Source organism: Enterobacter sp. BIDMC92 (assembly GCF_001030225.1).
In the GTDB taxonomy this organism is placed as follows: domain Bacteria; phylum Pseudomonadota; class Gammaproteobacteria; order Enterobacterales; family Enterobacteriaceae; genus Enterobacter; species Enterobacter sichuanensis.
On record NZ_KQ087598.1, the window covers coordinates 484,282 to 492,067 of the forward strand.

Annotated in this window: 5 protein-coding genes and 1 pseudogene; 5 read left to right on the forward strand and 1 reads right to left on the reverse strand. The window is 48.3% G+C overall.

The genetic code is table 11. From position 1 onward, the window contains the following. Window positions 1–52: 52 nt before the first annotated feature. Window positions 53–1,051, reverse strand: a complete 999-nt coding sequence (gene fbp, locus SP99_RS02320; protein WP_025759072.1) for a class 1 fructose-bisphosphatase — start codon at window positions 1,049–1,051, stop codon at window positions 53–55. Between the two features lie 197 nt (window positions 1,052–1,248). Between fbp and mpl the strand changes: the two genes are divergently transcribed. The 5 genes and pseudogenes from mpl to SP99_RS02350 all read left to right on the forward strand — a co-directional run bounded on the left by mpl (window position 1,249) and on the right by SP99_RS02350 (window position 7,782). Further along, window positions 1,249–2,616, forward strand: coding sequence for a UDP-N-acetylmuramate:L-alanyl-gamma-D-glutamyl-meso-diaminopimelate ligase (gene mpl, locus SP99_RS02325; protein WP_047957623.1), 1,368 nt, complete (start codon window positions 1,249–1,251; stop codon window positions 2,614–2,616). 278 nt (window positions 2,617–2,894) lie between these two features. Next, window positions 2,895–3,012: pseudogene (locus SP99_RS25235) on the forward strand (hypothetical protein); the annotation flags it as partial. A gap of 713 nt (window positions 3,013–3,725) precedes the next feature. Then, complete coding sequence (locus tag SP99_RS23010; RefSeq protein ID WP_053060128.1) at window positions 3,726–5,171, forward strand: MotA/TolQ/ExbB proton channel family protein; 1,446 nt, start codon at window positions 3,726–3,728, stop codon at window positions 5,169–5,171. Then, window positions 5,168–6,508: a TolC family protein gene (locus SP99_RS02345; RefSeq protein ID WP_053060129.1), complete on the forward strand. Its 1,341-nt coding sequence runs from the start codon at window positions 5,168–5,170 to the stop codon at window positions 6,506–6,508. Before SP99_RS23010 ends, SP99_RS02345 begins: the two co-directional genes overlap by 4 nt. Then, window positions 6,505–7,782, forward strand: coding sequence for an HlyD family type I secretion periplasmic adaptor subunit (locus SP99_RS02350; RefSeq protein ID WP_047957624.1), 1,278 nt, complete (start codon window positions 6,505–6,507; stop codon window positions 7,780–7,782). The genes SP99_RS02345 and SP99_RS02350 overlap by 4 nt, the downstream gene beginning before the upstream one ends. The last annotated feature ends 4 nt before the right edge of the window (window positions 7,783–7,786 follow it).

Below are 7,786 nucleotides of genomic sequence, written 5' to 3' on the forward strand. Positions count from 1 at the left end.
TAAAATATATAAATGAACAGGGGAGCCAGACGGGCTCCCCTGAAGAAAGGTATTACGCGTCCGGATACTCACGGATAAAACGTTCAACGTCTTCAACCATATGGTTGTTGCCGACGAAGAATGAACGACGCTGGTGCAGGCTTTCCGGCACGATATCCAGAATACGCTCTTTACCGTCGCTCGCCTTGCCGCCCGCCTGTTCGGCCAGGAACGCCATCGGGTTGCATTCATACAGCAGACGCAGTTTCCCGTCCGGGTGGCTTGCGGTGCTTGGATAGAGGTAGATACCGCCTTTCAGCAGGTTACGGTGGAAGTCCGCAACCAGAGAGCCAATATAGCGGGACGTGTACGGGCGCTGCGTCGCTTTATCTTCTTCCTGGCAGAATTTGATGTACTTCTTCACACCGTTCGGGAACTTGATGTAGTTTCCTTCGTTGATGGAGTAGGTACTGCCCTTTTCCGGGAAGCGCATACGTTCCTGACACAGGCAGAAGACGCCCAGGGAAGGATCGTACGTAAAGGCGTGAACCCCGCACCCGGTGGTATACACCAGCATGGTGGAGGATCCATACACGACGTAACCGGCAGCAACCTGCTTATTGCCCGGCTGCAGGAAATCTTCTTCGGTCACCGGCGTGCCAACAGGCGTGACGCGGCGGTAGATGGAGAAAATGGTACCGACAGAAACGTTAACATCGATGTTGGAGGAGCCGTCGAGCGGATCCATCAGAACAACGTATTTCGCGTGTTCACACCCTTCGAAAACAACAATTTCATCTTCTTCTTCGGAGGCGATACCCGCAACGATGTCGCGCGCGCGCAGTGCAGCTTTCAGTTTTTCATTTGCGAACAGATCGAGTTTCTGCTGAACCTCGCCCTGAACGTTCTCGGCACCGCTGGCACCCAGGATATCGACCAGACCGGCCTTGTTGATATCACGGTGGATGATCTTAGCGCCCAGCTTTATTGCCGACAGCAAAGCAGTGAGTTCACCGGTAGCATGAGAGAACTCGTGCTGCTTTTCGACAATAAATTCACCTAACGTTTTCATAACACTTTCCCTGCATCTTTGTGAGTAAAGCGATTGTATGTTCACTAAAACGACTAAAGCCCAACAATCTTAACAAAGATTCAAATAGTAGCGCAGAGGTGAATCGCGCCAGCAGGATACGGATTTTCCTGAAATGCGTTTCACAGCCGCTAACATGTGAGTAAAATGTGCGCCACATTAAAGAAGGATAGTGACGTATGCGCATTCATATATTGGGGATTTGTGGCACTTTTATGGGCGGACTGGCAATGCTGGCGCGCTCGCTGGGCCATGAAGTGACAGGTTCGGACGCCAATGTGTATCCGCCAATGAGCACGCTTCTGGAGAAACAGGGCATCGCGTTGATTCAGGGCTACGATGCCAGCCAGCTGGATCCCGAGCCGGATCTGGTCATCATTGGCAACGCCATGACCCGCGGCAACCCGTGCGTTGAGGCGGTACTGGAACGCAATATTCCGTTCATGTCCGGCCCGCAGTGGCTGCATGATTTCGTGCTGCGTGACCGCTGGGTGGTTGCCGTTGCCGGTACCCACGGCAAAACGACCACCGCCGGGATGGCGACGTGGATCCTTGAAGCCTGCGGCTATAAACCGGGCTTCGTGATTGGCGGCGTACCGGGTAATTTCGACGTCTCTGCGCGCCTGGGCGACAGCCCGTTCTTTGTTATCGAAGCCGACGAGTATGACTGCGCCTTCTTCGACAAACGTTCCAAATTCGTCCATTACTGCCCGCGTACGCTGATCCTCAACAACCTTGAGTTCGACCATGCGGATATCTTTGACGATCTGAAAGCCATTCAGAAGCAGTTCCACCACCTGGTGCGCATTGTTCCGGGCCAGGGCCGCATCATCCTGCCGGAAAACGACATCAACCTGAAACAGACGCTGGCAATGGGCTGCTGGAGCGAGCAGGAGCTGGTGGGCGAGCAGGGCCACTGGCAGGCGAAGAAACTCAACGCGGATGCCTCGGAGTGGGAAGTGCTGCTCGACGGTGAAAAAGTGGGAGAGGTGAAGTGGGGCCTGGTGGGTGAACACAACATGCACAACGGCCTGATGGCGATCGCGGCCGCACGCCATGTGGGCGTTCAGCCTGCGGATGCGGCGAACGCACTGGGCTCGTTTATCAATGCCCGTCGCCGTCTGGAGCTGCGCGGTGAAGCCCACGGCGTCACGGTGTATGACGATTTCGCACACCATCCAACGGCGATTCTGGCGACGCTTGCGGCCCTGCGCGGCAAAGTCGGCGGTACCGCGCGCATTCTGGCAGTGCTGGAACCGCGTTCGAATACCATGAAGATGGGGATCTGCAAAGACGATCTCGCGCCCTCTTTAGGGCGTGCCGATGAGGTCTTCCTGCTGCAGCCGCAGCATATTCCGTGGCAGGTGGCGGAAGTGGCCGATGCCTGCATCCAGCCGGCGCACTGGACTGCGGATGTGGATGTGCTGGCGGATATGGTGGTGAAAGCGGCTCAGCCGGGTGACCATATTCTGGTGATGAGTAACGGTGGTTTTGGTGGGATCCATCAGAAACTGCTGGATCGCCTGGCAAGTAAAACGTTCGCGTAACGTTTTTATTTATGTTACTTTGAGTTGCTGATAATATTTAAATTAATCATTTATATTAACTTCAAACTAATCTGATAAATTCATTTCCTGGGGAGACCACTCTCCGGGAAATGTTGTCATTCATAACTCCAATCAATAAAAATCATATATTAATAATTAAATAATATTAATTTATTCTGAAAGAGTAATTTTACTCTCGAGTTTTGTTGAAATCATAAACAATGATTATGAATAATAGATATTCACTCATTCATTTATGTTTTCAGAGGTTAGTTTTAATGGAAGAAAGCAACCCGTGGCCAACATTTGTTGATGCCTTCTCTTCGGTGTTATGCATCTTTATATTCCTGATGCTGGTCTTCGTACTTAATAGTATGTTGATTATGTATGAAAGTGCTAAAAAAAGCTATGAAGCACCTTCACCGGTTGAGCAAATTGCTAAATCATCATTTTCTACCGTTGCGGAGAGTGACGGTGCGACACCTGACCAGCAAAATCTTAAGGATGCGAGTGACGCATCGCCAAGCCCTGCAACCGCCAGCATCAGTCAGTCTGAGTCCGTTCAGGCCCAACAACAGCCGGCAACATCGTGCTCTGAATCTGAAATGATGGCCTCCGCCTCATCCGCAGAAGCCAGCCAGGCAAGCGCGGAGGGCAGTGCATCGGATGGTGACAAGACGATGCAGGCCAACGCTGATGTGAACAAGAAAGGTGAGGTGATCAGACTGGCTGATAGCCAGACTGCCGCATCGATCAAAGGGCAGAATAATGGACGGTTTGATTCGCAGGACACGCCTCCGGTCTGGGAGATCAAAGGTAACCAGTTTGTTATTCATTTCAAAGGCATGGAACAGGGATATCCGGCTGAAGTTATTGAAGAAGTGAATAAGTGGTTAGGGGCAAATAAACCTTTGGCTATTACTGTTTATGCACATCCAACGGCATCGATTGCAGTCTCAGATGCAATGCGTCTGGCGTATGAACGAGGGGTTATTCTGTTGAAAATCCTCAAAGGAAAATACCCACAAGATGAAATATCCATTTCTGTTGTAAATGATGCGACAACGTTAAGTAATAGCGCTGTTATTACCCGGAGCGAATGATTTTTTATGAATTTTTTAAAAAGATACCATGCTTTTATTCTGGCGCTGGTTTTTGTGTTCTTGCCTGCCGCCGTATTATGCATACCCGCTATTTATGACTATGTGATTGATACATGGCACGTTGCCGCCTTTTACAGCTCAATTATTATTGTGCTCTATTTAACAGGTTGCGGCGTCGTTATTTTCTCGTTCATTGAAATTGCGAAATGTGTCAGCGTCCTGCGAAAGAAAAATGCCGAAAAGCACTCTTATCTGCTTGGCGACGCGAATAAGATCGTTTTCTCTCCTGCCCATGGCCTGGATGACGACACCATTGCCTCGCTTTACGAGAGCATGGATAACAGCGTTAACCGCAAGCAGAACCAAAGTCTGGCGGGTGTGATGACCTGTGCAAACCTGTCGACCATGATTGGTCTGCTGGGTACGTTTGCTGGGCTGTCGATGACGATCGCTTCGGTTATCACGCTGCTTGAGAAATCTCAAATAACCGGCGGTAACGAGGCGGATACGTTGAGCATTATCGTCAACGTGGTCTCCTCGCTTTCTGAACCGCTGAAAGGGATGAACACCGCGTTTGTCTCCTCTATTTACGGGGTGGTTAGCGCCATTCTGCTTAACATTGTGTGTTCATTCTTGCGCGGTGAATTTGTCCGTTTATCGATCGATCTTCGTAATGCGCGCCTGGACTTTGTGCGTGAGTGCCGCGGGCGTAAAAAGCCTGTGGTTGAAAAGACAAAAACGCTGCGAATCATCACCGATCTTGATGATGTCATTAAGGATTTCAAAGAAGGCATGTTTGCCTGGCAGGAACGTCTGTCTGGCGCCTTTAGCGAAAGTAATCGCAGCCTGAAGTTGCTGCTTGATACCAGTACTGAAGCGTCACGCAACAGCGGAATTTTTTACGAACGTCTCGTAAATGCTGTTCAGGATCAGGCTGAGAGCATGCAAAAAATTGATCGTGGCATTTCGCTTAGCTATGCAACGTTGGGCTCTATTGAGCAGGGTATTCAGGAGAGTACTCAGTTCCTCAAAGGTCAGCATGAACAGCTGGAAACGATCAGCCTGAATCAAAATGCGATTTATTCAGGTCAGCAACAGCTTCAGAGTCAACTGGTGGAACAGACAGAAGCCGTTGGTACGGTGATTAGCCAGCAGGAAACGTTGCAGGAAGCCGTACAAAGCGCCGGTGAAAGCATCAGCCATGTTGAGGCGACAGTCGGAGAGATGTCTGCTGTGGCCGATCGCTATTTTACCGCTCAGTCAGCACAGATGCAGGATATGAACGACGCCGTTAAGGGGATGGAGCACGCCAGCGCGCATCGTCATGTTGAAACGTTGGCCACGCTTGAAAGCCAATCTCAGACATTTGAACCACTGCTTGGGCAAATTGCAGGGATGCACAGAAGTTTGCAAAAGGAAATCAATGTCATTAAAGGGCAGGAAAATAAATGAATATGCGATTAATTGCACTGCTGTTTTCAGCAGGGCTTTTACCTGTTTCGCTGAGCGTAAAGGCTGACACGACGGCAGGTACCTTGCCGCTTCGTACTTTAATTATTCATGCGTTGAATACACAGCCTTCCGTGGCGATGGCGTCCTGGGAAACAGAGATGCGTCACCAGGAAACCAACATGAGCAAGGCGTCACTCTATCCAACCCTGGATGCTTCCTCCGAAGCGATGCGTAAAAAGACGGATGAGCATGACAATGAACAAAACATTGAGAACAAGCTAACTCTGAGCTATCGCGTTGCCGATTTTGGCGTCAGAAGCAGCAATATTGAGAAGGCTAAGCACCAGGAAGCGGCCAGCCAGTACGATTTTCAACAAGAGTTGTTAACCGTTGCGCAGAAAACGTCAGATGCTTACCTGGCAGTGGAAAAGACCCGCCAGATTCTGGCCGTCATTGACGGTGAGAAATTGTTCTACAAAAAAATGCTCAGTGATTTCTCCGAGTTAATCAGCGCTGGCGCTGCGATGCAGTCTGATATTCGCAAGGTACAGGTCTCTATTGATTCACTGAGCACGCAGGAGTTGAACTACCGGGCCCAGCTGGATACGCAGCTCATGATGCTGCGTAACATGACCGGCGATTACGTCACCGCTGATAATCTTGGGAAACTGCCTGAGTTTTTCAATAAGTACATTTTCAATGTACACAAAGACGACGTCATGAAGGAAATCATGAAAGATAACCCTACTTATCTTTCACTGAATAAGGCCGTGGCTGCAGCCTCTGCTGATTATTCCGCTGCAAAATCCGCCAACTATCCCGTCGTTGATTTTAATGCTGGTTATACCGATAACTCGCCGTCGAAGGACGCGCAACAAAGTGATTATCAGGATGAATTTAAAGTCGGTGTTAAAGTTGGAATCAATATTTTTAACGGCTTTAAAAATCAATCTGAAGCGGCAAAATTTAGCGCCAAATACACGCAGGCAAAACTTGGGTTGGATGATTTCTTAATTCGTTCGCGTAATAGCGTTGATGCCTCTGTTTCAAAATACCAGACGGGAGCTGATTCATTAGTGATCTCAACGCGCTCGTATGAAAACGCCGGTAAATTGATAGAGTTGTATAAAGAGGAGTTTAAGCTCGGGCAAAAATCATTACTCGATTTTATCTCCAGTAGAAATGAACACTACCAGGCGCATCTGACAATGATTGAATCGCAGTTTGCAATCTATCAGGCGAAGCTGGATCAGATGACACAGTTAGCAAAATTGCTACCCGAACTTTATCTGACGCCAGGAGAAATACAGCCCCGGAGTGGCGCCTTAACGCAATGAACAGAAAACAAAGTGACCATCTTATGATGGTCATCATCGTTATGACGTTGTTGATTTTGACACTCTTTGCCTTTATCAAAATCAACTCGGTTGTGCATGGTAACGGTGTGATCATCACAAAGGATAATACCCAGGTCGTTTCTCTTTCTAAAGGAGGAACGATTGATGCTATTCATGTAGCGGAAGGGGATTATGTGAAAAAAGGTCAAATTCTCGCCGAAACAACGAACTTTGATATCCAGAAAGAATATGAACATGTGAAAGCACAAAGTGAATATCTGACCGTCTATATCAAAGAGCTTAATAGTGTTCTGGCCTGGAAAGGTGATCTCAAAGACTTTGATACGACGGTGCTGACGAATCAGGATCTTATTGGCAACATTCAGTTGCTTATCAGCCAGGAGCGGACCAAAGAGAGTAAAGTCGCGAGCTTAAACTCGGATATTGAACAACTTGGTTTGGCACGGGTCAGTAAGAACAGCGAACTTTCTCTGGTGCAGGAGGAAGTTAATCTTCTTTCGCCGCTGGTAAAAAAAGGGATCAGTTCTTACACCACGTTTCTGGCAAAGAAACAGGCTGCCGTTCGCCTGAAGAGTGAGATTATTGAGCTAGAACGTCAGATGGTCGCGAAAAAAGAAGAGATCAAGGTCACCCGGGGTGAAATCGATGACAATTATTATGCCATTCGTAATACGCTATCGAAAAACCTTGTCGATGCGCAACGTGAAGCCTCGCTGAATAAATCGGCGATGACGGTGCTGTCAAAGCAAATGAGTGATTCCAGCGTGCACTCACCGGTTGATGGGGTGATTTATAAAATTAACAAAAATGCGTTTACTAAAGGTGGGGTTATTCAGGCCGCCGATGCGCTTTTTGAAATAAAGCCCATGTCAACCAGGATGATTGCTGAGGTTAAAATTCAGCCAAAAGATCGTGACCAGATATTTGTCGGCGGTGAGGCAAATGTAAAAATATTGTCTTTTATCCTTTCCAGCGCCAAGCCTTATAAAGGTGAGGTTGAACAAATTAGTCCGGACTCTTATGAAGAGTCAATAAACGGTAATATGGTTAGATATTATAAGGCTATTGTCGTGTTTGATATTGCTGAGAAAGACCGCGAATCAATTAAGCCTGGTATGGCCGTCGACGCTTATGTCATTACGGGTAACCATAGTATTTTAAAATATCTCGCTTCGCCATTGCTGCGCGGTGCACAACAAGTTTTCAGTGAGCCGGTCCTTACTGATACAAAAATGACTCATCAACCAGGGTGATAAT

What these genes read in the sequence shown, in the direction of transcription:
- fbp (WP_025759072.1), bottom strand. Translation starts at nt 1,051, where the DNA reads ATGAAAACGTTAGGTGAATTTATTGTCGAAAAGCAGCACGAGTTCTCT.
- mpl (WP_047957623.1), top strand. Translation starts at nt 1,249, where the DNA reads ATGCGCATTCATATATTGGGGATTTGTGGCACTTTTATGGGCGGACTG.
- SP99_RS23010 (WP_053060128.1), top strand. Translation starts at nt 3,726, where the DNA reads ATGAATTTTTTAAAAAGATACCATGCTTTTATTCTGGCGCTGGTTTTT.
- SP99_RS02345 (WP_053060129.1), top strand. Translation starts at nt 5,168, where the DNA reads ATGAATATGCGATTAATTGCACTGCTGTTTTCAGCAGGGCTTTTACCT.
- SP99_RS02350 (WP_047957624.1), top strand. Translation starts at nt 6,505, where the DNA reads ATGAACAGAAAACAAAGTGACCATCTTATGATGGTCATCATCGTTATG.